The 20,623-nt window shown below is 71.5% G+C and carries 25 protein-coding genes; 16 read left to right on the top strand and 9 right to left on the bottom strand.

Going from position 1 to position 20,623, the window contains the following annotated elements; genetic code table 11:
- Positions 1-3: 3 nt before the first annotated feature.
- The 9 genes from HEP81_RS07755 to HEP81_RS07795 all read right to left on the bottom strand — a co-directional run bounded on the left by HEP81_RS07755 (position 4) and on the right by HEP81_RS07795 (position 5,429).
- Positions 4-417, bottom strand: coding sequence for a hypothetical protein (locus tag HEP81_RS07755; protein WP_037661133.1), 414 nt, complete (start codon positions 415-417; stop codon positions 4-6).
- Positions 418-427: 10 nt separating this feature from the next.
- Positions 428-871: a hypothetical protein gene (locus HEP81_RS07760; protein ID WP_037661132.1), complete on the bottom strand. Its 444-nt coding sequence runs from the start codon at positions 869-871 to the stop codon at positions 428-430.
- Positions 868-1,353, bottom strand: a complete 486-nt coding sequence (locus HEP81_RS07765) for a hypothetical protein (RefSeq protein WP_037661131.1) — start codon at positions 1,351-1,353, stop codon at positions 868-870. Before HEP81_RS07765 ends, HEP81_RS07760 begins: the two co-directional genes overlap by 4 nt.
- An 85-nt stretch (positions 1,354-1,438) precedes the next feature.
- Positions 1,439-1,780: an SH3 domain-containing protein gene (locus HEP81_RS07770; RefSeq protein WP_243279320.1), complete on the bottom strand. Its 342-nt coding sequence runs from the start codon at positions 1,778-1,780 to the stop codon at positions 1,439-1,441.
- 147 nt (positions 1,781-1,927) lie between these two features.
- Positions 1,928-2,668: a hypothetical protein gene (locus HEP81_RS07775; protein WP_037661128.1), complete on the bottom strand. Its 741-nt coding sequence runs from the start codon at positions 2,666-2,668 to the stop codon at positions 1,928-1,930.
- An 18-nt stretch (positions 2,669-2,686) separates the two neighbouring features.
- Positions 2,687-3,385 carry a hypothetical protein gene (locus tag HEP81_RS07780; RefSeq protein ID WP_037661126.1) on the bottom strand — a complete coding sequence of 233 codons (699 nt, stop codon included), beginning with the start codon at positions 3,383-3,385 and terminating at the stop codon, positions 2,687-2,689.
- 18 nt (positions 3,386-3,403) lie between these two features.
- Positions 3,404-3,889, bottom strand: a complete 486-nt coding sequence (locus tag HEP81_RS07785; RefSeq protein WP_037661125.1) for a hypothetical protein — start codon at positions 3,887-3,889, stop codon at positions 3,404-3,406.
- The gene (locus HEP81_RS07790) at positions 3,886-4,428 is read right to left on the bottom strand and encodes a DUF4913 domain-containing protein (RefSeq protein WP_037661176.1); all 543 of its coding nucleotides are present in this window, start codon (positions 4,426-4,428) and stop codon (positions 3,886-3,888) included. The genes HEP81_RS07785 and HEP81_RS07790 overlap by 4 nt, the downstream gene beginning before the upstream one ends.
- 245 nt (positions 4,429-4,673) lie before the next feature.
- A complete protein-coding gene (locus HEP81_RS07795) occupies positions 4,674-5,429 on the bottom strand; it encodes a DNA-methyltransferase (protein ID WP_037661123.1) in 756 nt (251 codons plus the stop codon).
- A gap of 511 nt (positions 5,430-5,940) precedes the next feature.
- Here HEP81_RS07795 and HEP81_RS07800 point away from each other — a divergent pair.
- The 16 genes from HEP81_RS07800 (at position 5,941) to HEP81_RS07875 (ending at position 20,546) form a co-directional block, all read left to right on the top strand.
- On the top strand, positions 5,941-7,074 hold the full coding sequence (locus HEP81_RS07800) for a C40 family peptidase (protein WP_037661117.1): 1,134 nt from the start codon (positions 5,941-5,943) through the stop codon (positions 7,072-7,074).
- Positions 7,075-7,221: 147 nt separating this feature from the next.
- A complete protein-coding gene (locus HEP81_RS07805) occupies positions 7,222-7,536 on the top strand; it encodes a DUF6112 family protein (protein WP_037661115.1) in 315 nt (104 codons plus the stop codon).
- Positions 7,536-8,231, top strand: coding sequence for a flagellar basal body-associated FliL family protein (locus HEP81_RS07810; protein WP_037661112.1), 696 nt, complete (start codon positions 7,536-7,538; stop codon positions 8,229-8,231). The genes HEP81_RS07805 and HEP81_RS07810 overlap by 1 nt, the downstream gene beginning before the upstream one ends.
- 36 nt (positions 8,232-8,267) lie before the next feature.
- Positions 8,268-9,638, top strand: coding sequence for an SCO6881 family protein (locus HEP81_RS07815; RefSeq protein ID WP_037661109.1), 1,371 nt, complete (start codon positions 8,268-8,270; stop codon positions 9,636-9,638).
- A 77-nt stretch (positions 9,639-9,715) separates the two neighbouring features.
- Positions 9,716-11,188, top strand: a complete 1,473-nt coding sequence (locus HEP81_RS07820; protein WP_037661107.1) for an SCO6880 family protein — start codon at positions 9,716-9,718, stop codon at positions 11,186-11,188.
- Between the two features lie 57 nt (positions 11,189-11,245).
- A complete protein-coding gene (locus HEP81_RS07825) occupies positions 11,246-11,689 on the top strand; it encodes a DUF6238 family protein (protein WP_078967616.1) in 444 nt (147 codons plus the stop codon).
- A 28-nt stretch (positions 11,690-11,717) separates the two neighbouring features.
- The gene (locus HEP81_RS07830) at positions 11,718-13,232 is read left to right on the top strand and encodes a VirB4 family type IV secretion system protein (protein ID WP_037661102.1); all 1,515 of its coding nucleotides are present in this window, start codon (positions 11,718-11,720) and stop codon (positions 13,230-13,232) included.
- Between the two features lie 12 nt (positions 13,233-13,244).
- Positions 13,245-14,066: a hypothetical protein gene (locus HEP81_RS07835; RefSeq protein WP_243279321.1), complete on the top strand. Its 822-nt coding sequence runs from the start codon at positions 13,245-13,247 to the stop codon at positions 14,064-14,066.
- The gene (locus HEP81_RS07840) at positions 14,056-14,970 is read left to right on the top strand and encodes a hypothetical protein (RefSeq protein ID WP_051850515.1); all 915 of its coding nucleotides are present in this window, start codon (positions 14,056-14,058) and stop codon (positions 14,968-14,970) included. The genes HEP81_RS07835 and HEP81_RS07840 overlap by 11 nt, the downstream gene beginning before the upstream one ends.
- Before the next feature lie 224 nt (positions 14,971-15,194).
- The gene (locus tag HEP81_RS41385; RefSeq protein WP_051850514.1) at positions 15,195-15,767 is read left to right on the top strand and encodes a hypothetical protein; all 573 of its coding nucleotides are present in this window, start codon (positions 15,195-15,197) and stop codon (positions 15,765-15,767) included.
- A 171-nt stretch (positions 15,768-15,938) separates the two neighbouring features.
- Positions 15,939-16,379 (top strand): hypothetical protein, encoded by a 441-nt coding sequence (locus tag HEP81_RS07850; RefSeq protein WP_421673926.1) that lies wholly within the window; start codon positions 15,939-15,941, stop codon positions 16,377-16,379.
- A 38-nt stretch (positions 16,380-16,417) separates the two neighbouring features.
- Positions 16,418-17,158 carry a glycosyltransferase family 2 protein gene (locus HEP81_RS07855; RefSeq protein ID WP_037661170.1) on the top strand — a complete coding sequence of 247 codons (741 nt, stop codon included), beginning with the start codon at positions 16,418-16,420 and terminating at the stop codon, positions 17,156-17,158.
- Entirely contained in the window at positions 17,151-18,257 is a 1,107-nt protein-coding gene (locus tag HEP81_RS07860; protein WP_037661099.1) for a hypothetical protein, read from the top strand. The genes HEP81_RS07855 and HEP81_RS07860 overlap by 8 nt, the downstream gene beginning before the upstream one ends.
- 39 nt (positions 18,258-18,296) lie before the next feature.
- Entirely contained in the window at positions 18,297-18,755 is a 459-nt protein-coding gene (locus HEP81_RS07865; RefSeq protein ID WP_037661097.1) for a hypothetical protein, read from the top strand.
- Positions 18,752-19,942, top strand: coding sequence for a hypothetical protein (locus HEP81_RS07870; RefSeq protein WP_106980028.1), 1,191 nt, complete (start codon positions 18,752-18,754; stop codon positions 19,940-19,942). The genes HEP81_RS07865 and HEP81_RS07870 overlap by 4 nt, the downstream gene beginning before the upstream one ends.
- Before the next feature lie 106 nt (positions 19,943-20,048).
- Positions 20,049-20,546 carry a hypothetical protein gene (locus HEP81_RS07875; protein ID WP_243279327.1) on the top strand — a complete coding sequence of 166 codons (498 nt, stop codon included), beginning with the start codon at positions 20,049-20,051 and terminating at the stop codon, positions 20,544-20,546.
- Positions 20,547-20,623 lie beyond the last annotated feature (77 nt).

Genomic DNA, 20,623 nt, shown 5'->3' on the forward strand with positions numbered 1-20,623 from the left:
GGGTCAGCGGCTGTGCGCAGGACTTGGCGCCACAAGAGGCGGAGCCGCGGCTGGCGGCGAGGGGGCCGGCGGGGTAGGCGTCGGGGCCGGGACGCGGGCCAGGCTTTGCAGGACGGCGGCGACCGATTTGGCCTGGGCCTCGCGGACGGCGACGGCTTCGGCGAGGCGGCGGGTCGCGTCGAGGAGGTGGGAGACCTCGTGCGGGCCGATCTGCCGCCCGGGGTGGATGAGCCGGGCGAGCTGGTCGCGGTGGAAGGCGATGCTGCGCTCGGCGAGGGCCAGGGCGTCGTGCATACCGAGCAGGGCGGAGAGCATGCCGGGCGGCTGGTCCTGGGCGTGGGCTTCCAGGTCGGCGAGTGGTGCGCCGTACAGGTCCTCGATCCGTCCGGCTATGTCGGTGGGCGTGAGGTGGGGCAATCGGTGGCTTTCACGGTCGGCGGGCCCGGGCCGCCCCGGCACTCGGAGGTGCCGGGGCGGCAGGCGGGGGCAGGGTTGCGGTGGCCCTGAGCTGCGCCGTGCGGACAGGCCGGCCCTGCTGGGATGGCGGGGGCATGGTGCGCAGCAGTTCACCGAGGGCGGCGCGGTAGCCGTCGCGGGCCTCCAGCGCTGCCTGCAGCCACTGCGCGTCGAAGCGGAGCTTGTCCGCCGACAGGTCACCCATGTCGCGGTCCGGATCCATGTCGGCATGGACACGGTCGCGGACGCGGACGACCTGCTCCTCGGCGAGCGCCAGGAACGAACGCAGCTCCAGGGCGCGGGTGAGCGCGGGCGAGGCACCTGGGCCGGCAGCCGCCTCGTACAGCTCGGAGACCGGTTTGCCGAAGACCTTGTGCAGGTCGTCGTCCACGGTGCTGGCCTTGTCCCGGCTCATCGGACGGCCCCTGTGGACCGCCAGGCCGTCGCCGGTGCGGCTGTGCCGGCAGGCCGGTTGGGGGCGCTGGTCTGGATCGCCGGGCCGGTGCGGGGCGGCCGGAGGCGGGCCAGGCGCTCTGCCGCGAGGTCCTTCTTCCCCGGAGCGTCCGGGTCGAGGAGCCACCGCACGACCATCGCCCTGCCGTCGCGGGCGGTGACGGCCGCGTTCACCCGGAGGGCGAGACCCATCGTCGGGTCGTCGACCTCGCTGGGCTGGCTTTGCAGTGCGGCGAGGAGGTCGTCCTCCGCTCGCTCCAGCACCAACTGGGCCTCGACGAGAAGGCCGTGCCACTTGACGATGCCGGTGGCGTCAGGATTCGCGGCCGGAGCGGCGGCGACCGCAGCCTTCAACTGGTCCATGCCCATGCCGAACCGCGTTTCGACCTGTTCGGTGAGCACTCCCACGACATCCGCAGACTCATCGGATATGCCGTCGGACAAAAGAGGTCTCCTGTTCTGAAAGGCCGATGCCTCGGGGAAATGTGACGGGCAGCCCAGCTGCCTGGCGGGACGTGCTGAATTCCGTTCAGTCCGTGCACATGCGGACGTCGCGGTAGACGTACGTGCCGGAAACCCAGCCCTTGACACCGGTCGTCTTGTCCGTGATGTAAAGCCAGTTGCCGCTCTTCTTGGCGACGCTGAACTTGTGGCCCCGGTAGAGCACGCCGAGCGCGGTGGACTTGGTGGTGGCCTTGGAGCGGATGGTCACGGCCTTGGTGTGCACCTCGTACGGCAGCGGCGGCTGGGAGGAGCAGCTGCTCGTGAGGGCGGCGGGAGCGGGGGCCGCGCTGGCGGTGGTGGCGGCCAGCACCGGCAGAGCGAGCGCGCCGAGCATGGCTGCGGATACGGCAATTCGGGTGGAGCGCATGCGGAAGAAACCTCCGTGAAGGTGTGGGTGTGGCGGGGAAGGGGGCCGCGGGATTGTCCCGGCGGCTGTATAAGAATCCGGAGAATCGCCGGTTTGGCTAACCGGCGATCGTCGGCTATGTTGCGCCGCTCGCGTCGGGCTGAGCGCTCAGCGCGAACGGCCCGGCGGGCGCGGGACAGGGGCCTTCGGCAAGCTGGCCGGGCGGCTGGCTGCGGCTGCCGGGCGGACCGGCGGAAGAGGGCCGGCCTCGCCCGCGAGCCGGTCCTCGCACCACCGCAGGGCTTCACCCACCGTGTCGAAGCCGCCCTCGCGCAGGGTGTGCGTCCACGTCTCGGCGTCGACCTCTTCGACCAGGACGCGGAACGGTGAGGGAGCTTCCTCGTCCAGGGCACGCAGAGCCACCACGGTGACCATGTCGTCCGGGTCGTCGCTGGTGTAGTAGTAGCCCATGGCGTAGTGGTTGCCGTCGCCGGTGAGGCGCCGCTCCAGTGTGCGCGTGGCCTCATCGGCCGGCGGTGGGCCCAGCTCAGGGTCGAGGGCAAGGGCATCGGACGGACAGCCGCGGTGGATGAGCCAGGACTGCGCCATCGCGGGCAGCGGCAGGGGGGCATGCTCGAAGCTGAACGTCCGCTTCTCCTGATCGCGTTGCAGATGCACGGCGAGCACCTGCGTCAGGCCGGGATGTCCCCAGGTGGCGGTACGGTCGAACAGGACGTAGTAGCTGCTCGGGCCGTCGTGGTGTTGGGCGAGTGGGACGAGCATGTCCTCGTGGACGGCGACCTTGCGGTAGAAGTCGAGGAATTTCTCCTCGTCGGCGTCGAGGCCGTCCAGATCGAAGTCGACGTGGGGGATGGACTTCCGGTCCGGCGCCGGTTCGGTGGGAGACAAAAGAGCCTTTCGGTGAAGTCAGCGCCGCGGCGCCGGGTTGGACGGCGATGCGCCGGGGCGAGCCGGAACCTTCGGTGCCTGCGTCGTGGCAGACCGGCGGGCAGCGGACATCGCGGCCCGTCCGGCGTCGGTGAGCGCGACCGGCTGGCCCGCGTGCACGGGGTGGCCGGTGTCCCGGACGACCAGGCCGGCATCCTCCAACTGCTGCAGCTTGGCGTGCGGGATGCGGGTACCGGAGGCGGCTGTGACGGACATCCGGCCGGTCAGCAGGTGTTCGTGGAGCTTGGCGCCGCCGGCGATGGCGAGCAGCGCGGCCTGGTCGTCCGGCGAGAGCTGCCGGGCTTGGGCCGCGGAAGCCGCCGCTGCGGCTTCGATGGGCTCCAGGGCGGCGAGCACCTGCTTAGCCGCGGCGTCCCGCGTGGCGGCGGCCTCTTGCAGCTGGTCCACGGTGCGGTCGATGCGCGTGAACAGGGCGCTGTCGACGTCGAACTCGCCGCTGGACAGTCGGCTGAGGAGGCGGAGGTAGAAAGTGACGCTGGTCTGGGCCTTGGCCAGTTCACCGTGCCGGTCGACCAGTTGGGCGTGCTGGTCGTCGAGGACGCCGCGGTCGCGGTAGGTCCACAGGGTGTCGATGTCGTGGCCCGTGACCGCTTCGATGCGGTGGTCGAGCTGCGTGAGCACACGCCGGGCGGGTGTCGGTGCGGGTTGAGGGGGCATGGGCGGCGCTCCGTGCGTTCAGCGGGTGGGATGGTGCGCGGGGTTGAGTGCAGGACGGGGCAGACCAGGCAGCGCAGCAGGCGGCGGGCCGGGCCGGGGCACGGGAGTGCGGGTGGTCAGCTGCGGGGAACGGGAACGGGCCGCGTGGGTGCGGGCGCTCAGCGGCCGTCGGGTCATCCCCAGGCGGCGGCCGACCTCGTCGTAGACGTCGTTGCCCACGCGCGGCCGGATGGCGACGACGTGGATCTCCTTGGGATGCGCGGACTCCGCGGGTGCCGGGCGGACGCCGTAGACGACACGCCATTCCCTCCGCGCGTCCACGAACAGCTTCCGGAAGCCCTCCAGATCACCGTCGAGGCGCAGCCCGAAGCGCTGTGCGTTCACGACTTCCTGCAGGTAGACGAGGGCGAGATCCCGGATATCGCTGGGGGCCTGGAGGAGATCGGTCAGCGCGCGAGGATCGAAGCTCAGCGCGAAGGCGGGCTGTCCCACTCCCTCGGTCACGACGTCGGCTCGTCCGGCTCGGCGGCCTCCGCCGTGGCCGCCGCCTCCGTGCGCACGGACGGCGGCGGGCCGGGCAGAAGACGATGCGCGGGCCGGTCGGGAGAGGTCATGCAGGCCGACAGCGGTCCACCCGGCGCACGGATCGCGGCCACGGCGTGGGTGAGGAAGTCCCGGTGCCACACGAACATGCCGGCGAGCCCGGCTTCGGGGTCCTTGTGCTGCTGGTAGGCGAGCCACAGGGCGTGGAGCCAGGCCACGACGTCGTCGTGCTCCTGCCACTGCAGACACCAGGGCGCCGCGGTGGTGACCTCGGCCCCGTAGACCGGGAGGAAGAAGTCGTCGACCCAGTCCGAGAGGGCATCGAGTTCGTCTTCCCGTTCCTCGCCTTCGAGTTCCAGGATCGGGCGGGGCTCCGGCGGGGCGGCGGCCGGAGGCCCGCCGAGTCCCGGCATGCCGAACGCGGCGAACGGTGAGCCGCTCGGCGCCGGCGCGGATGCGAGGTGGTCGAGCTGCTGAGCCTGTTGCGCCGACTGCTCCATGAGCCGCCGCACGCTCGCCTCGATTCCCTCCAACTGCGGATCCGGAATGCGAACCGGCTCCAACTCGCCGTCTTCAGTTGACTTTGCGGATTCGGACATTGACTGTTCGGCCTCCTACGAGACACGGGACGGGAGAGGCGTTTTCACACCGGCCGGGCAGCGAAATCGCACGTCCCTTACTGCGGTGCTTACGCCAGCGGGTAAGGCAAAGAGCCGGGTGCGTTGGCGGCCGGAGGAGACTTGGGTCAAACGGCGAGAACCACGTCGTCCTGTGTGAGGGTTTCGCGGATCGTCTCGGTGAGCCGGTCGGCCGCGATCGACGCGTAGTGCTCGGTCTTCTCCACACCGATGAAGTCCCGGCCTTCCAGCAGGGCGGCCACCCCCGTGGAGCCGGAGCCGGCGCAGAAGTCGAGGACCGTGCCGCCTTCGGGGCTGATCTTGACCAGCTCGCGCATCACCTCGACCGGCTTCTGCGTGATGTGCTGGCGCTTTGCCCCCGAGGGCTGCGAAGCCGAGTACATACCCGGCAGGTAGACCGGGTTCCGGGAGCCGTCGATCGGCCCCTTGGACGCCCAGACGATGAACTCGCAGTTCTGGGTGAACCGGCCCTTCTGGGGCCGGGCCTGGGGCTTGTGCCAGGCCAGCACACCGCGCCACAGCCACCCGGCCGCCTGGATCGCGTCCGTCGTGATCGGCAGCTGGCGCCAGTCGGTGAACAGCAGCGCCGTGCCACCGGTCTTGGTGAGGCGGTGGGCCTCGGTCATGATCTGCGTCAGCCAGAACCCGTAGGAGCGCTGGTCCATGTTCTCGCCGGTGAAGTCGGCGAGGTCGTTCTTGGCGTCGGCGGAGGTGTACTTCTGCTTAGCGGAGCGGGTGGTGCGCTCCTTCGCTGTCCGGCCGCCGGAGTTGTACGGCGGGTCGGTGATGACGGAGTCGACGCAGCCGTCCGGAAGGCCGGAGAGAACAGCGAGAGCGTCGCCCTGGTGCAGGGAAAAAGGCAAAGAGGAACCCCGATTCGGGTGCGGAAAAGCGGAGGGAAACGCCGCCTCGCACAGGAGTCCTCGCGGGCCGGAGATGGGCATGCAGAAGCCCATGGCCACAGGCAGAGGAAGGCGAGGGGGAGTCCAAAAACTGTAGAGCCGAATCCGCCGACGACCAAGAAGTGCCCTGCAGGGGGTCCGGTTTCCGGCACCTCACGCGGACTTTTTGGTCAACCGCCGATTGGCGCCTACTGTTTTTGGACCGCCCGGCGCACACCGCCGCTGGCTACCCCCTTGCCACACCTCACGGAGGTACCCCCTGCCCCGGCACACCTAGCTCACGGCCCGGCCATCTGGAGCGAGCGGCAACTCGCCCCGCACTGAACCGCCTTGATCGCCCACCCCGGCCGCCGCGCCCTTCCACCACGCGCCTGCGGCACGCCGGACACCGCACCCCCCCGAAGGACACGCTCATGACGTCTCGCTACCCACCCATGCCCGAAACCGCTGACCGGCGAGCGGTCCACTCAGGGTGAAGGGGCTCGCCGCCGGCATCGGTGTCGTCTTCCTCTCCCCCATCCTGATCGCCGGCAGCGGCATGATGCTGGCCTCCTCCGCCGACGCCGTGCAGAGCAGCGGCTCCTTCAGCGGCTGCCTCACCGACATCGACAGCGACAAGGTCGCCGAGCAGGTAACCAAGATCCTCGACGGCGCCTCAGGCAAGAAGGTCCACGTCGAGGGCCTGGACCTGCCCGCCGAGCAAGTCCCCAACGCCCAGACGATCGTGGCCACCGGCCTCTCCCTCGTCGTCCCCAAGAAGGGACAGATCATCGCGCTCGCCACGGCGATGCAGGAGTCGCGGCTGCGCAACCTCAACTACGGCGACAGGGACAGCCTCGGGTTGTTCCAGCAGCGCCCCTCCCAGGGCTGGGGCACCGCCGAGCAGATCCGTGACCCGACGTACGCGAGCGAGCAGTTCTACAAGCACTTGCTCAAGGTGGACGGCTGGCAGCAGATGACCGTCACCCAGGCCGCCCAGGCCGTGCAGAAGTCCGGTCTCCCGGACGCGTATGCGCAGTGGGAGAACCTGGCCACCGCGCTGCAGAGCGCCATCGCCAAGACCTTCCCCGGCGCCGGCGGCGACGCGGACGGCAAAAACACGGACCCGGGCGAGAAGCCGTCGTCCAGTACGACCGGCTGCGCGCCGGGCCAGGACGGTTCCGGTTTCGGCCGCATCCCTGAAGGGAGCGTCCCCAAGGGCTATGCGATCCCCAAGGACGCCGACCCGAAGGCACGCAAGGCCATCGAGTGGGCGATGCAGCAGCTCGGCACGCTCTACCAGTGGGGCGGATCCTGCACCAACGCCCACGGCCCCGACCCGATGGGCCGCTGCGACTGCAGCTCGCTGATGCAGCAGGCGTACACGCATGCCGGTGTCACGCTCTCCCGCACCACGTACACGCAGGTCAACGAGGGCAAAGCGGTTTCGCCCGCCCAGCTCAAGCCCGGTGACCTCATCTTCAGCCGCGGCACCGCCACCCGGCCTGAGCACGTCGGCATGTACATCGGCGAGGGCCTCGTGATCGAGGCGCCGCGCACCACCAAGCCGGTCCGGATCACCCCGATCAAGGACTGGGTGATCCTCGCCGCCCGCCGCGTCATCTGACGCCGCCTTGCCAGGGCACCGCTCCGGTCGGGCCGCCACCGCGGTGATCTCCCGCGCCCCGAGCGCATCTCCCCGACCCTCTCTGCTTCCCCTCTTCTCGCCGGCCCCCTCGTCTGGCCCGCGTATGCAAGGAGCCCCGCCACACCTATGTCCCTTCCTCTCGCAGACCGCGTCATCCAGCTCGCCTACGACCCAGGGATCTCGCCCAAGGGCGGCGGCCTGCCCGGCCTGAGCGTGCTGAAGAACGTCGTCGACAGCATCAACATGTTCGGGATCATCGCCGTCGTCGGCGCCCTCGCCGTCTCGCTCGGCGTGTGGGCCTGGGGCCACCACACCGGCGGCCACCAGGCCGAGGCCAACGGCAAGAAGGGCGCCGTCGTCGCCGCGGGCGCCGCCCTCGGCCTCGGCGCCGCGAACGGAATCGTCGCGTTCTTCTCCACCCTCGGCTCGCAGGTCCACTGATGCGGAACCGATTCCCCGCCCTCTCGCTGTCCTCATACGGCGCCGGCTGGCCGGCCAACCGGCGCATCGCCATCGTCGCTCTGGTCGTCACCGTCCTGCTCACCATCGCCGCAGCCGTCGCCTGGCTGTCCGGCAGCGGCAACGCCCACCCGGACCCAACCGCTGCCGGGCCCGCCGCGGCGCACAGCCCGTCCTCCTCCAAGGCCCCCGGCCCGAAGCCCGAGGCCGGTTCCGGTTCCGTGGCCAAGCCTCCGCAGATCTCCGAGCCGGTCGCCTACGCCCAGGCAGCGGCCCGGATGCTGTGGTCCTACGACACCCGTGACACCAGCCGCTACCAGCAGCTCGCCGGCATGCGCGCCTGGATGACAGCCGAGACCAAGTACGCCGACTGGGCCTCGGTCTCCGGCCAGGTGCCCGACCCGGTGCTGTGGTCGAGGATGGCCGACCAGGACCAGCGCGCCACCGCCCACGTCACCGAGGGCCACTATCCCGGCGCGTTCAAGCAGGCCCTGGCCGAGGACCCGTCCGCGATCACCGAGGCGTACATCTACGTCGTCACCGTCAACGGCACGCAGCAGATCGCCTGGAAGAAGGGCGGCGGCGGGGCCGAGGAACGGGCCGTGACCCTCGCCGTCCAGTGCCGTCCTGGCCACGACTGCACCCTGGCCGCCATCGCCCCGAGCGTCACGCAGTGACCCGCGCCTGACACAAGAAAGGAGAAGTAACTCCCCGTGGGTTTCTGTGATTACCCCCTGGCCAGCACGTTGTGCGCGGCCGGCGACGCGGTGGATTTCGCCTCGGACCCCGGCAAGGCCATCGGTGACTGGATGGCGAAGTCCGCCGGTGAACTGGCCGCCGCCGCGGCCGATCTGGCCGCCGAAGCGGTCGACACCACCACCAGGGTCGACCTCAACGCCGGATGGTTCCGTGACAACTACGAGATGTTGCTGCCCCTGGGCCTGGTCCTGCTGGTCGCCACGTTCTGCGCCCAGCTGGTCCAGGCCGCCATCCGGCGCGACGGACAGGCGCTGACACAGGCATTCACCGGCACCATGTCAGGGGTCCTGTTCGCCTTCTGCGCCATCTCTTTGACCACGGTGGCCGTCGAAGTCGTCGACGCTGTCAGCGACGGCCTGTTCAAGACCGCGCACCTGAACATCGAGACCGCCGTGCGCCGCATCGTGAAGGTCAGCCAGATCGGGTCGCTGTCCGGCCTGGGCTGGCTCGTGCCGGTCGTCGCCGGGCTCGGCGCCGCCATCGGCGCCTTCCTCTACTGGTGCGTGATGATGGTCCGCAAGGTCGGCATCCTCGTCATGGTCACCCTCGCCGTCTTCGCCTCCGCCGGCGGCGGCTGGGAAGTCGCCCGGCGCTGGCGCAAGGGCTGGATCGAGGCCACCGCCACCCTCGTGGTCTCCAAGCTCCTGATGACCGTGATCTTCATCCTCGGTATCGCCGCCATGGGCAAGACCGAGGCCAAGGACGGCACCGCCGCCCTCGCCGACGTCATGTCCGGCATCGTGATCATGGTCTTGGTGCTGCTGTGCCCGTACGCGGTCTTCAAGTTCGTGCACTGGGCGGCCGACGGCACCGACGGCGAGTCCATCCACCGTGCCGGCGGATCCGGTGCGCAGATCGCCCGTGCCCACGCCGAGAAAGCCGCCCGCAAGGCCGCCGCAGCCGCGGCCACCGCCGGAACCGGTGGCGCCGCCGCCGGCGCAGGTGCCGCACCGCAGGGCCCCGACGGCGGCGGCTTCCCCGGCGACATCGCCGCCCACCCGACCAGTGGAAGCGGCGAGAGCAAGGAAAGCTCGCAGAGCGGCGGGACGGGTGCCTCGCCCGGAGGCGACGCGGCCAGGTCCGGCCTGGAGAAGGCCGTCCAGCCCGCGCCGACCAGGGTGTCCGACGGCACCAGCGGCCAGCTGGGCGGCAGCCCGGGACCTGGCGGATCCGGCACCAGTGCCGCGTCAGGACAGAACGACGGATGGCAGTCCACTCCGCCGACCACGACCCCGCCGCCGCAGGGCGCACCGCCGTCCTCCGGAACGCAGCACGCCCCGTCCAGCGGGGCGAGCGGATCCCCGCCGCCCCCGGCCGGCCTCTGATCCCCTGACCGACTCCCGGGGGCGGGACATCCACGTCCCGCCCCCGGACTCCCCCCGCGCCTCCAGGACCCGCCCCCATGACTGATCTCTCCGTCGCCCCGGTCACGGTGAAGTTCCCACACCGGTCCCGCCGCGGCATCCTCCTCGGCCTCTCCCTGCCCCAACTCACCCTGGTCTCCTGCACGCTGGCGTTGCTGCTGATGACGGTGATGTCCACCGGACTGCTCGGCGCCCTCGCCCTGGCACCGCTGTGGGCGGCATCCGGTGCACTCGTCGCGATCCGCCGGCACGGCCGCTCCCTCATCGACTGGGCACCGATCGTCACCCGGTACGCGCACCGCCGACGCACCGGCCAGACACTCTGGCTCGCCCGTCCCGTCACCCGGCCACGGCAGGACGGCGTCCTCCACCTGCCCGGCACCGCCGCCTCCCTCAAAGTGGTCACCCCCGGCGACTCCGCCAACGGGGCCGCGGCCGTGCACGATCCGCACCAGCAGACCCTGACCGCCATCGCCCGCGTCAGCAGCCGCGCCTTCGCCCTTCTCGACCCGGCCACCCAGAACCACAACGTGAGCAGCTGGGGCCGTGCGCTCGCGGGCATCGCCCGCACCGGGCATGTCGCCACCGTGCAGGTGCTGGAGCGCACCGTGCCCGACAGCGGTGACACACTCACCCGCCACTGGACCCACAACGGGCAGCCCCAGACTCCGGTCGCCGGGCAGATCTACTCCGAGTTGGTCGCCTCTGCCGGCCCTACCGCCGCTCCGCACGAGACCTACCTCGCCATCTCCCTCGACCTCAAGGCGGCCCGGCGCCTGATCTCACAGGCCGGCGGCGGGCTGCCCGGCGCGTTCACCGTCATGGAGCAGACCACCGCGTCCATCGCCCAGGCAGTCCGCAACGCCGGCCTGATGGTCACCGGGTGGCTGAGCGCGCGGGAGATCGCCGCCGTCGTTCGCACCGCCTACGACCCGAGAGCGCTCGCTGCGCTCCAGCAGTGGTCCCAGACCGGCCGCGCCGAGGCCGATCCCGCGGCAGCCGGTCCCGTCGTGCAGGTCGAGGAGTACGACCGCCTCGCCACCGACAGCGCGCGGCACGCGACGTACTGGGTGGAGAACTGGCCGCGCACCGAAATGGGGGCCGGGTTCCTGCACGGGCTCATGTTCACGGCCGGCGTGCGACGCAGCCTCTCCCTCATCTACGTACCGCAGGGGCTCGAGTCCGCGCTGCGCGACGTCCAGCGCAAGAAGGCCGCGATCATCGCCGACGCCAACGAGCGCGCCCGCCGCGGGCAGGTCGACAGCGAGGAAGACTCCGTCGAGTACGCCGACGTCAAACAGCGTGAGCGCCAGCTCATCGCCGGGCACGCGGACGTCGCCCTGACCGGCCTGGTCACCATCACCGCCGAGACCGACTCCCTCCTGGACGCCGCCTGCGCCCAGATCGAGACCCACGCCGTCACCTCGGGCGTCGACCTGCGACGGCTGAACTACCAGCAGCCCGACGCGTTTGCCGTCGCCGCACTCCCCCTGGCCCGCACCACCCTGTAACTGCCGGTTCGCCCCCACACCCCGCTCCCGCCCCTTTTTGGCGGCAAGGACCTCCCATTGATCCCTCCCCGTCCCAGCGCGCCCGACGCGCACCCCTACCTTCGGGCCGCCACCGCAGGCGTCCGCCACCACGCTCGGGCCCTCGACCATGCCGCGCCCCCGGATCGCGGGCACCTCGACACATTCCACGCCCACCTCACCGAACTACACCGGTTCATCGACCAGTTGGCCGAGGCAGCGCGGCCTCCGCATCCTGCAGCAGGCCGCCACCTCGCCACCGCGCACACCCGCCTGTGGCAGGCCGCCACCGAGATCCATGCCGCCTTCCACCTGCTCCCCGGCCAGGCAGACACCGAGACGAGCGCGTGCCATCCGGAACGGCTGCCCGAAGGGCCGCCCGTGCTGACCATCTGCCAACGCCACCTCGCCGCCGGACACAGCATCCGGCGCAAGACCACCCCCACCGACCTCCGCCCGCACACCACGGCCTGCGTGCGATGAGCACCACCCGCAGAATCGAAGGCCCCCGATGAGCCACCGGCCCGCCCGCCGCGCCCGCCGCGCCTCCGCCAGCCCGCTGTTCACCCCCCACGGCACCGACCGCGCCAGCCGCAAGGCCGCCCGCCGCCAGCTCGCCGAAGCCACCGCCAAGGCCCGCGCCGAAGCCAGCGCCCACCAGGGCGAGAGCACACCCGCCGAGCACGAGATGCCCGCTCCGCTCTACCCCCCGAGCGGACGGCCCGGGCCCGCCTCCGCCCGCCACAACCGGCTGAAGCTGCCCGCACACCGCATGACCACCGCGGTCGCCGCCGGCGCGTACCCGTTCCTCGCCGAAGGCGGGCTCGGCGCCGAGGGCATCTACATCGGCCGCGACGTCCACGCGGAAGCGTCGTTCGTCTTCGACCCGTTCGCGCTGTACGGCAAGGTCGAGGGATTCACCAACCCCAACCTCCTGCTCGCCGGAGTGATCGGCCAGGGCAAGAGCGCGCTCGCCAAGTCCTTCGCCTTGCGCTCGATCGCCTTCGGATACCGCGTCTACGTCCCATGCGACCCGAAAGGCGAATGGACGCCGGTGGCGAACGCGCTCGGCGGCCGGTCCGTCGCCCTCGGACCCGGACTGCCCGGACGCCTGAACCCCCTGGACGCGGCCCCGCGCCCAGGCAGCGTCACGGAGGCCGACTGGGCCGGCGAGATCCGCAAACGGCGCCTGCTCCTGCTCGGCTCCCTCGCCCGGACCGTCCTGGGCCGGGACCTGATGCCCATGGAACACACCGCCCTGGACGTCGCCCTCGATGCCGTCGTCACCCGCGCCGCCGACACACACCGCACCCCGCTCCTCGGCGACATCGCCGCCACCCTCAACAACCCCCACGCACTCGACGAGGCCGCAGGGATGATGTCGGGCCAACTCGGCGACGCAGCCCGCGACCTGGCCCACGCCATGCGACGCCTGGTCCACGGCGACCTCGCCGGAATGTTCGACGCCCCCTCCACCGTGAGCTTCGACCCCAGCGCACCGATGCTCACCATCGACCTTTCCCGCCTCGGCGGCTCCGGGGACGACACCGCCCTCGTCCTCGCGATGACCTGCGCGAGCGCCTGGATGGAATCCGCCCTCTCCGACCCCGGCGGCGGCCGGCGCTGGATCGTGTACGACGAGGCATGGCGCCTGATGCGGCACGTCGGCCTGCTCCAGCGGATGCAGGCCCAGTGGAAACTCAGCCGCGGCCTCGGCATCGCCAACCTCATGGTCATCCACCGGCTCTCCGACCTGCTCACCGCCGGCGACGCCGGCTCACAGGGCCGCGCCCTGGCCGAGGGCCTCCTGGCGGACTGCTCCACCCGGATCATCTACCGCCAGGAGACCGACCAGCTCCACGCCGCGGCGTCCCTGCTCGGCCTGACCTCCGTCGAAATGGACGCCATCGCGCACCTCAACCGCGGGCGCGGCCTGTGGAAGGTCGCCGGCCGGAGCTTCATCGTGCAGCACCTCCTGCACAGCCACGAACTGCGGCTCTTCGACACCGATGCCCGCATGCACTGAAAGCAGGAGCCCATGAGTTCCGACCCGCGTCGCGAGCTGATACCCCGCACCGCCACTCTCCACCTGATCGACTCGCTTGACGCCCTGCAGGCCAGACTCCGCTCGGCCGCCGAGCAGACACACCTGCTGGACGACGCCGGCCGAGTGCCCGCCACGCCGTCGTACGCCGAGCTGCTGCAGCACGCCGCCGAGGCACAGGTCCTTTCCCGCGATGTCCTCCAGCTGACAGCCGACTTCGCCCGCAGCAGCCACAGCACGACCCGCGCCGGCAACTCCGTCCTCGCCCACCTCGCGACGGCCACCACCATGCCGAGTCACGCCGTACCGCACTTTGCCGAAACCGCAGAGCATGCCCTCGCGCTGCTCCGGTCTGCCAACCCCGCTGACCGGGACTACCTCACGAACCACATGGTCTCGGACCACGCCACAGCACGCGCCTACCTGCGCCGCGCCTCGGACTCACTCCGAGGAGCAGCCAAAGAACTCAACGACCACCTCGGCGCCCGCCCACCGCTTCCTCCCTTCATCTCCCCCGCAGCAGAGCCCGACGCCTCCGCCACCCGGGCCGAACGGTCGCCACCGATAGCCGCGAACCTGATCCAGGCCGCAAGGAGACCCCTGAACCGCTCCGACCACATCAGCGACACCGACCGGGCCGACCACCAGCAGCGCCAGGCCGAGCACGACAACCACATGGCGCAGACCGCCGAACGGGAAGCACAGCTGGAGCATGACCTGATCGCCGCCTACGCCGAGTACGAAGCCGACCTCTCCCGCCGGACGCCTCCGCCCCATCCGACACCAGCGGCCCGCAGGAGAAGCCGTGGCCGCTGACGAAGCCAACACCTCAGCTGCTTCCGCGGCTCCCCTCGCGCCGCTTCCCGACCACCGCGACGTGCACACGCCGTGGTGGCAGGAGCTGCGGCGTCGCCACGCGCACATCACCACGCCGCTGCGGCAGCGCGGGCTGATGTGTGACATCGAGTTCGGCCTCAGCGCCTACCTCGTGCGCGTCTCGCTCCCCGACGACAGCTACCTGGTCATCAGCCCGCCGCACGAACCGTCCTCCGAGCGACCACCCGGAGACCCGGAAGGCTGGATCGCCACTCGCGAGCACCCCGACGACCAGACGCTGTTCGAGGTCATCTACGACTCGGCCCCCTCCACCGGCCCCGGTGTTCCCCAGCGGCCCGAAGCCCGCCACGGCGGCAGCGTCCAACCCCTGATCGAGGCGATCGACCACCGCCTCGCCCAGCTCGGACTGCTCCCCTCTCTCCTCGCGCCCACCGGAGACCCGCTCATATCCACCACCCCGCAGCACCCCGCACCTAGTCACACCGGCACCACAGGCCAAGCCCCCGCGTATGTCTACGGCGATGCCATCCTCGCCCTGACCGACCACCTCACCGGGACCGCCTCCTATACGGAGGTCGCCGCCCTGCTTCACCAGATGGGGGATCCGATCAACGGCCTCCTGGAGCGGCTCGCCGACTTCGTCGAGGCAGCCGGTGAGAAGGCCAAGGAATCCGAGGATGACGACGGCTTCGACCTGTCGTACGACCTCGCCGACGCCGCCGCCGATATCCGCAAGGCCGGGGAAGTCCTGTACGTGGCCGAAGACCGGATGCGGGCCCTGTCCCCGGCGCCTGCAACGCCACGGTCCCCCGCCGGCCCTTCCCGTACGCCGGCGTCTGCCGCGCCTGGCCTCCCGCTGGCGGCGCCGCGACGTACACGTTGACTCCGTCGCGTCCACACACTCCTTCGTCGCCTGCCATCCCGATCCCGAGCGGTACCCGCATCTGCGTCGCACGCCCGCTCACCGCCGACGGCATCGGCGTCGACTTCCGCCAGGCCACCACCCGCACCCGCCACCCGCCACCCGCGGCACCCGGCAGGCCCGCCAGCGCGCGGCAGTCGTCGTCCGCAGTACGTCGATAGTGCGGGCCGTGCGCATGCATCGCCTTGCCCGCCCTCACTGAACGTTCTCCCCGAGGATTCCCACTGAGAGACCCCGACTTCGAGCTGTACGACAACGTCGGCCGTGACGCCGACCAGATCGCCGCCGCACGCTACGGCACCGCCACCCGCAGCGACCTGTTGCGGTGGGCGAAGCGCGACGCGAAGCCGTTCCTTGCCGACCACCCCCTGCCCGACCAGCCGCTGCCCGCACCGGACGTCGACCCCTACCTCACCGCCCTCGCCGCGGCGAAAACGCCCGCCGAGGTCAGCGCCGTCACCCAGCATCTCCTGGACGCCGCGCAGCCCGCGCTGGGTGCGGTGAGCGAGGTCCTGGTGGCCATTGCCCGGCGGGGTGGCCGCAATCGCTTTGCGGAGCCGGGGAGCCCGCCCAAGATGCTGATGAGCGCGGCCAGTCAAGTCCTGGCACCGCTGAACCTCGCCGACCTGGCCGACCTGACGGTCCTGCGCGCCGAGTACGACCCCGCACCGCGCCCGCCGGCACCGCCCCAGGATCGGACGGCGCCCAGTCCTCCCGCGGTACCGCCCGGCACGCCCGGTCCGAAGCGCGCCCGCTGACCCCAAACCACCTCCCGGAGGAGGCACCCCCTGTCAACCAGCTCCTTCATAGCCCGCCCCAAGACTGACGGTTACGACGGCATCTTCGTCCACTACGACGGCCAGCCGAGTCAGAAACTCCCTCTGCTCCTCGCCGCCTTCCAGTACCGCTTCGACCGTGATGTGGACGCCATGGCCCGGCACCTCATCGACGACGTGGCCATCGGCTGGGACGAACTGGGCACCGACCTCCTCGACGGTGCACCGCCCGCGATCGTCACCGCGCTGACCGGCGGTGAGCAGTGGCCCAGCAGGGCCCTCGACGGCTTCCTGATCACACCTGACGGCTCCCCGCCGGACCGCATGACCGTCACCGAACGGTCAGCGGCCGACCAAGAGTTGAAGTGGGGCTATGTCCTGCGCCCCACGGGCATCGAAGTCATCAACGTACAGCTCCAGGCGGGCTGGGGTCCGGTCGTCGGCTGGGACACCGACCCGCGCACTCACTTCAGCGACCACACCGCTCACTGGGCTTTTCACCTGCCGGTACCGGCGGTCAAACCCGGACGGGCCGCCCGGCCCGCGCAGCCCGCACCCGGTACCGCGTCCCGGCGCAACACCACGCGACGCTGAACCGCCCGCTCATCGGAGACCACGACTTGCCCGCACCCCTGATCACGGTGGTCATCGCGACCCGCCTGCGCGAGGACCGCCTCGGATACCTGACCGCCATGCACACCAGCCTCACCCGGCAGTCCGTGCCCTGGGAGGCCGTGGTCGCGCTCGACGGCGCCTCACCCGAGCGCCTGCCGGCCCCGCTCGCCCAGGACCCCCGTGTCCGCACGCTGGCGCTGCCCCGTCAGGTCGGCGCCGCCTGCGCCAGGAACCTGGCCCTCGCTCACGTACGCACCCCGTACACCAACTGGGCAGACGACGATGACGAGTTCACCAACGACGCCATGGCCGTACGGCTGAACACCCTGGAGTCCACCGGGGTCGGCTGGTGCGCGGGCTGGAGCGAGGACCAGCACCCCGACGGGTCGACCACCCTGTGGCGCTGCCCCACGCCGCCCGGCCGGCACGAGGCCGGTGACGTGTGGACCTACTGGAAGTCACCGGCCGACACCATCCCCATCGGGCCAACCACGATCCTCGCCCCCACCGACCTCGTGCGCGCCGCGCCGATGGGCGGCCTCGTCCAGGGCGAGGACTACTGCGCGGCCCTCGGCGTCACTACTCTCGCTCCCGGAATCCTGCTGCCGGTCCCCGTGTACCGGTACCGCAAGTGGAACGGGCAGATGACGGCTCAGGCCGGATACGACCAGCTGGAGGCGGCGGCCCGCGAACACGCCTGGGCGTACGGCCGCAGCCTGCGCTCCGTCCTGCACAGCGAGGCCCTGGTCCGTGGCTGAGGCGCAGATCATCCTGTCGCACGGCCGGGAGTCCGGGATCGTGGCCGTCGCATCGGGCGAGCGGTACCAGTGGGCGCACACCGCCCTCGCGGAGAGCGGCTTCCAACGGGACGACGACGGCGTCTGGCACCTGCCCGCGGACGGCACCCAGACCACCGTGGTCGACCTGCTCAAGTGTGCGAAGCGGCACCGCACCAGTGTGAACATGAGCAGCCGCCGGTTCATCGGCGACGCCGCCCGCGATCTCGCCCGCCTCCTGCCCGGCCAGTGGCACGCCTCGGTCGAGGTCTACTCGCACCCCGCCTGGCAGGAGGACCTGGTCCCCTGGATCTGGGACAGCGGCGAACTCGGCCGCGCCGTCCGCAGCGAGCGGATCCCCTACGCCGCGCTTCTCACCAACGCGGTGCAGGGCACCACGATGCTGTTCATCGAGCGCCCCGGCCGTCAACTCGACTACCTGGTAGGCGCCTTCTCGCCCGAAGGGCTCGAAGGAGGCTACGGCGATCCCCACGCCCCGCGCGGCATCGTCCTGCCACCGTACGCCGGACCGGCGGCCCAGGCCCTCACCAGCCGGTACCTCCCCGCCTACGAGCAGGCCGTCCACGCCCGCCGGACGGCGGCCATCGCCGCCGTACTCGGGGACATCCGCCGCGAGCACAACACCTGGCAGGCCATGAACGCCTCCGGCCGCTACAGCGACGCCACCCCGCTGAGCGCCGCCGCCCTCGGCGCCTCGACTGAGTTGTTCCTCGACCACGCCTGGCACCGTTTCCTGACCGTCGTCGACCACGCCCCTGCGCTGCTGGAGCGGTGCCGGCCCGCGAGCAGCCCCTGGCCCGACGACGCCGCGGCCCTCGCCCGTCTGGCCGACGCCGTGATCGACGCCGAGGGCCTGGTCGACGACATCGTCCACGGCGGCTTCGGTCCGGATCAGCAGCGCCGAGCACGCTCGTGGCCGGCCATCGAGACCTGGCTCACCGACGGCGAAGCGTTCTTGCGTCAGGCCCGCATCAGCGCACCCCACCGCCGCCCGGCCCTGCCCGTCGCCGCGCCGGCCCGCCCCCTCACCGCGGCCCGACCCGCGCACCGCCGCCCCTGACCCTCCCCCTCCCCACGCCCCGAGGAGAACACCGCCCCCTTGCAACCCGGCACCCACTTCGCCTTCGGCGACCACGAAGAACACGGCTTCGTGGCCTCCTTCACCGCCTCCATGCCCGCGCACCTCGCCCACTGGTTCCTGGAGCGCGAGCAGTTCGAGCCCGTTCCCGCAACGCCCGGCCTGTACCGGCTCAGTGAGCCCGAGCGCGACGGAGTCCGCCGCACCCGCCAGGCCGTCCACGACCTGCGCCGCCACGGCTACACCGTGCAGGCCGACATCCGCCTCGACCCGGCCCTCTCGGCCGGCCCGGCACACCCTGCCCGGCTCAACGGGCTCCGGGAGCGCCGCAGCCGTCTCGCCCAAGCCGCCGCCGGCCGGACGACGCAGCGCTTGGCACCGCCCACCACCTCCCCGCCGGCGGGCCGGCCGATCCCGCCGAAGCCCACCTCCGCTCCGACCGTCCACCTGACGGCCGTAACCGGCGGGCGGCCCCGATGACACCCGCAAGCTATCCGCCCCCTGACGGGCCCTTGCCGACCGCTCCCGAACTGGCGGGCGCGGCAAGCGACTTCCGTCTGCGGATGGCGGTCATCGACTGCGAGTCCGAGGCCGCGCTCGACCTCACACGCGACCGCCACGGCCGAACCATTAACGCGAGCGCAGCGGCAACCGCACGAGCCCACCGCGACAAGGCGGCGGTCGAGGCATACGCCACCCACCTCGCCCCGCACGCCGAAGCTCTCCTCGATGCCGCCCGTCTCGCGCTCGACGAGCTACCCCCCTCCCGGCACCTCGCCGGGTGGCGGGCCGTCCTGGACGGCCTGGCCGTCTCCACAGCCGAGATCCGCCGGGCCCTCGACCCCCCGGCCACGCCCGGCTCCCCGGCCGAACGCGTGCAGCACACGGCCCTGAGGCCGCACCTGGCCGCCTGGGCGGACCACGGCTCCATCGCCGGCAACCTCGCCGACCAGCAGGGCGGCCCGCGCCACAAGGCTCCGCTGACCGACGAGGAACAGCAGCTGTGGACCGAGAGGGCCCAGGCCGCTCAAAGGCGCGGCGAGCTGGAACTGACCGAGTCGTGGTACGCCGCCGACGGGCAGCCGATCACCCTCGCCTACCTGGTCGAGGACGACGACTCGACAGTGGTCGCGCTGCGCGGCGATCCGGGGGCACCGGGCTGGCAGGTGATCGGGCACTACGCCCACGAGTACGAGGCGGGCAAGGCACTGCCCGCTCCGGTCCCGCCCGGCGTGCTGCGCGCGGACCTCTCCCGGTTCAACCGCCCGGCACCGGCTCCGGAGCTGTCCCTGCAGGACCTCATCCGCGACGTCGTCGAAGGCCACAGTGCCGGTGACGCATCGAACGCTCTCCTCGGCGCCGTCCAGCGCGGCTACGCCGCCGGCCCCATGGTCCGCCTGCAGGAACTCCTGGAGATCAGCGGCCAGTTCGCCAGCGCTCTGGAGACCGTGCAGGGCCGCCAGATCGCCGCCCGCCTGGCAGCGTTGAGCCGGCAGATCGAGTTCCTCACCCGCGAAGTCGAAGAGGCGGCCGAGGACCTCGGCGCGACCGTCGCCGTCCTGCCCCCGCACCGCACCCCTGTGCTGCGCGCCCGTCCGCGCCCCGCCGTGGGCACCACACCGCCCACGCCGCCACCCCGCGCCAGCACCACCGCCCGACACCGCTAAGCAGTCGCGGTGCGGCTGGCGCCGGTGCCTGCTCCGTGGCCGGCACAAGACGCCCTGCTCAGGGCGCAACCCCCACATTGCAACCCCCTTTTGAGGAGATCAAATCTTGGCCGTGCGTACGCACTGGACCGTGGACCACGCCTGCTCCCACCGCGTGGATCATGACCTGTCCCATCGCCCTGCCGACAAGCGGGCCGGCTTCGCCCGCTGGCTCGCGTCGAAAGACTGCACCGACTGCTGGAAGGCGGCTCGCGACGCCGACTCCGAGTCCAAGGAGGAGTGGCTCGCGGCCAAGCGCGCCGCAGAGCAGGAAGCAGCCCTCGCGTGGGCGAAGCAGTTCGACATGCCGCAACTGGAGGGCCCGGCCAAGGCCCTGGACTGGGGCGAGCGCTCCCGCCACCAGCTGATGACGGCCGCGCACACCGCACTCGTCGTCGAGGGCACCTGGGACGAGGCGGACTGGGCGGAGCTGGAGGAGAAGGCCCGCTCCATCACCCGCGCCGGATGGTGGATCGACCAGCGCGACTCCGAGGGCACTGACCTGCTCGAACTCCTCGACGCCGCCACCGAGGCGGACCGCGGGACAGAGAACCCGTTCCGCTGACGGCGGGGCAACATAGCCGGGAAACGCCGGTTAGCCAAACCGGCGTTTCTCCGGACTATTGATGCTCCCACCCCGCC

The organism is Streptomyces griseofuscus, assembly GCF_014673495.1.
Taxonomy (GTDB): Bacteria; Actinomycetota; Actinomycetes; order Streptomycetales; family Streptomycetaceae; genus Streptomyces; species Streptomyces murinus.

What these genes read in the sequence shown, in the direction of transcription:
- HEP81_RS07790 (WP_037661176.1), bottom strand. Translation starts at nt 4,428, where the DNA reads ATGGAGCAGTCGGCGCAACAGGCTCAGCAGCTCGACCACCTCGCATCC.
- HEP81_RS07770 (WP_243279320.1), bottom strand. Translation starts at nt 1,780, where the DNA reads ATGCGCTCCACCCGAATTGCCGTATCCGCAGCCATGCTCGGCGCGCTC.
- HEP81_RS07780 (WP_037661126.1), bottom strand. Translation starts at nt 3,385, where the DNA reads ATGCCCCCTCAACCCGCACCGACACCCGCCCGGCGTGTGCTCACGCAG.
- HEP81_RS07760 (WP_037661132.1), bottom strand. Translation starts at nt 871, where the DNA reads ATGAGCCGGGACAAGGCCAGCACCGTGGACGACGACCTGCACAAGGTC.
- HEP81_RS07835 (WP_243279321.1), top strand. Translation starts at nt 13,245, where the DNA reads ATGAGTTCCGACCCGCGTCGCGAGCTGATACCCCGCACCGCCACTCTC.
- HEP81_RS07830 (WP_037661102.1), top strand. Translation starts at nt 11,718, where the DNA reads ATGAGCCACCGGCCCGCCCGCCGCGCCCGCCGCGCCTCCGCCAGCCCG.
- HEP81_RS07810 (WP_037661112.1), top strand. Translation starts at nt 7,536, where the DNA reads ATGCGGAACCGATTCCCCGCCCTCTCGCTGTCCTCATACGGCGCCGGC.
- HEP81_RS07850 (WP_421673926.1), top strand. Translation starts at nt 15,939, where the DNA reads ATGGCCCGGCACCTCATCGACGACGTGGCCATCGGCTGGGACGAACTG.
- HEP81_RS07805 (WP_037661115.1), top strand. Translation starts at nt 7,222, where the DNA reads ATGTCCCTTCCTCTCGCAGACCGCGTCATCCAGCTCGCCTACGACCCA.
- HEP81_RS07870 (WP_106980028.1), top strand. Translation starts at nt 18,752, where the DNA reads ATGACACCCGCAAGCTATCCGCCCCCTGACGGGCCCTTGCCGACCGCT.
- HEP81_RS07820 (WP_037661107.1), top strand. Translation starts at nt 9,716, where the DNA reads ATGACTGATCTCTCCGTCGCCCCGGTCACGGTGAAGTTCCCACACCGG.